This is a genomic window from Pseudorhodoferax aquiterrae, from assembly GCF_014652235.1.
Lineage (GTDB): Bacteria > Pseudomonadota > Gammaproteobacteria > Burkholderiales > Burkholderiaceae_C > Pseudorhodoferax > Pseudorhodoferax aquiterrae.
In genome coordinates this window covers 1-3,140 of the sequence record NZ_BMYK01000071.1, presented here as the reverse complement: position 1 = coordinate 3,140, position 3,140 = coordinate 1, and the positions used below count along the sequence as shown (strand labels likewise).

At 77.1% G+C, this 3,140-nt stretch carries 1 pseudogene; it reads right to left on the bottom strand.

The window, feature by feature from the left end:
* Positions 1 to 3,140, bottom strand: a pseudogene (locus IE209_RS33540) (annexin); the annotation flags it as partial.

Here is a 3,140-nt window from a genome sequence, read left to right as displayed (position 1 = left end):
CGCCGGCCTCGGCCGCCGGGGCAGCGGATGCCTCGGGTGCGGCCGGCGGGTGGGCCGCCGGCGCCGGCGCGTCGGGCGCGTTCGGTGCGGCCGGCCGCACCGGGGCGGCCATCGGCTCCAGCCCGCCGTGCGTGACCACATGGTCCAGGTGGATGGCTCGGCCCAGCGGCCCGCCTTCGCCGACCTGGTTCATGAACGACAGGTCCTGCGCCGCGGCCTGCAGTGCGTCCGGTGCCAGCGGCGGCAGGCCGCGCTCGGCGCGCCCGGCGGCGATCTCGGCCTCCAGCCGCTGCGCGCCGCGCGCATGGCGGGCCTGGCCCACGGCCTCGCCCGCGCCTTCGCCAATGCCCTGCACGAAGGCGTGCGCACCGGCCTGGCCGATGTCCAGCAGCGCATCGCCGGCGTCGCCCTTGAAGCGGCCGGTGCCGGCGTCCACCAGGATCTCGGTGGCGCGCCCGCCCATGCCGCCGATGGCCGAGATGCTGCCGCGCGTGAGGCCGCGCGCGGCCATGGCACCGGCGCCGCGCGCCATGCCGCCGCGCGCCGACATGTTCAGCGCGGCGTCGATGCCGCGGCCCACGCCGCCGATGCCGCGCCCGGCCAGGCCGACCAGGCCACGCGCCACGCCGCCCTGGGCCGCATAGGCGCGTGCGCGCTCGGCGATCACGGCGCCGTTGCGGCCCAGCGCCTCGATGGAGTTGGTCAGCGTGGCCGTGGCCGCGCCCGACAGCCCGCCCTTGATGAGCCCGCCGAACAGCGCGCCGATGGCATCGTCCGCGCCATGGGCCCAGGTGCGTTCGTCGAAGGCGGCGTTGGCCATGCCTCCGATGGAGCCGGTGATGGCGCCGACGATGATCTGGTCGACCACCGGGTTGCCCGTGAAGATGCGCGACAGCGTGACCAGCGTGCGCGAGGCGGTGCTGGCGGCCTGCGCGCCCTTGCTGGCGATCTGCGCGGCCGCGCCGAGCTGGGCGCCGACGCCGGCCGTCACCGCCTGCACGGCCGTCATGCCCAGGTCCACGGCGGCCTGCTCCCAGCCGTAGCGCCCGCCCTTGATCGCGTAGTTGGCCGACATCGAGGCCAGCCCGGTCACGATGGCCGCGGCGATCAGCGGACCGGCCGCGCCGCCCGTGGCCACCGTGATCACGGCCGCCGCGATGGCGCCCAGGATGGCGATGCCGGTGGTGGCGATGTCGGCGAAGGCGTCGATGCGCCGGCCGTAGGTCTCGGCGATGGCCTGGGCCGTGGCCGTGGTCGAGGCGAAGCTGTCGCGGTCGGTGCCGGTGTAGCGGCCCTGGGCGTCGAAGTTGGGGCTGGCCGCGCGCACGATGACCTCGCCGCGCGGGCCGAAGCCCAGCGGCCCGCCGGCCAGCGTGCGCAGCTCGGCCTCGGTCTCGCCCATGGCCTCCTCGGCCAGCGTGCCGTCGGCCAGCCAGGCCCCGAAGCTGCTGGCCTCGCGGCGCTGCTGCTCGATCGCGAAGGCCGCCACCTCCAGCCGCTCGCGGTCGTTGCGCGGCTGGCCGAGCAGGGCGCGCTCCATGCGCAACCGGTCGTCGCCCGAGACCTCGCCCATGAAGCCTTCGCCGAAGGTGCCCAGGTCGGCGTCCAGCGAGTTGCCGGTGTTGCGCCGGTAGGCCGCGCGCATGGCCGCGATCTCGTCGCGGTCCATGCGTTCGGTGAAGCGGAACAGCAGGTCCTCGTTGGTGCCGCAGCCGGCCATGGCGTGCTGCATGGCCAGCGCGGCGGTCTCGGGCGAGGGCCGGGCGTCGGTCAGCAGGCCGGCGGCCAGCGCGGCGCCCGTGCTGTCGGAGCCGAAGCGGCTTTGCAGCTGGCCGATCACGCGGTCGCGCGCGGCCGTCACGCGCGTGTCCTCCATGGCCGCGGCCGGGTTGGCCGGGTCGTGCGCGGGTGCGTAGTCCTCGGGCGTGGCCGGGCCGCTGGCGTAGCGCTCGGCGGCCAGCATCACCACGCGCGCGCGCTCCTCGGCCGCGCGGCGGTGGGCCTCGCGCTCGGCCGGGCTGGCATTGGCCAGGTCGGCGCGGAAGCGCGGGTCGAAGGTGGCGCGGTCGATATTGACGGCGTTGGGCGGATCGCCGGTGCGCTGCATCTCCACGCCCAGCCGCGCCGCGCGCGCCTCCACGCTGCCCTCGCCATGGCGCAGCAGCGCGCCGGCCAGGTCGCGGTTGGCGCCCTCCAGCCGGCGCGTGACGATCTGCGGCTCGCCGCCGGGGCCGGCGCCGTGGACGTAGACGTCGATGTCGCGGCTCACGTAGGCCACGGCGCGGTCCTCGGCGCTCAGGCCCCGGACGTCGGTGCCGGGCGCCACGCCGCGCGCCACGGCCGCGTCGGAGACGATGCCGCCCAGCGCCTGCACCACGGCCTGGCGCCGCGTGTCGCCGTCCATCTCCTGCGCGGCGCGCCAGTCGCCCTCGGGCGGCGCGCCGGTGTAGCGCTCGATGGCGCTGTGCACGGCGTCGGCGTCGCCGTCCACGCGGGCCTCATCCACCGCGTCGCGCAGGCGCAGCGCGTCGGCCGTGGCGTGCTCGCCGCGGGCCAGCGCGTCGAAGACCTCGCGGTCGGTGCCGCCCAGCGCGTCGCGCACCTCGGCCATGGTGCCGCCGGCATCGCGGCCCAGCGCGGCCAGCTGCTCGGGCGAAAGCGAGCGCATGACCTCCTCGATGCGGGCCTCGTCGTCGTTGAACACGCCGACCGAGTCGGCCAGCTCCAGCCGCGCGCCGGTCACGTTGTCGCCGTACAGGTAGGCGCTGGCGGCCTCGTAGTCGGTGCTGTCGGCGCCGAGCTCGCGGCGCAGGTCGGTGTCCAGGTGGCGGCCGCGGTGGCGCCGCGGGTAGACCTGGGTGTCCAGCGCGCGGCCCTGGGCCAGCGTCATGCCGCGCAGCGCGGCCAGCACGCCGGCCTCGTCCACCGTGCCGGCGAAGCCGCCGCCCAGCGCGCCCACCACGCGGTTGGCGCGGCCGTCCAGCGCGGTCTGGGCCTCGGCGCCGGCGGCCTCCAGCTGGCTGGCGTAATAGGTGGCGGGCTCCTTGCGCAGCGCGTTGTACTCCACCTCCTCGCGGATCTGGCGGTCCAGGCCGGGCGCCGTGCCGCCGGCAGCCCCACCACCGCCACCACCGCCGCCG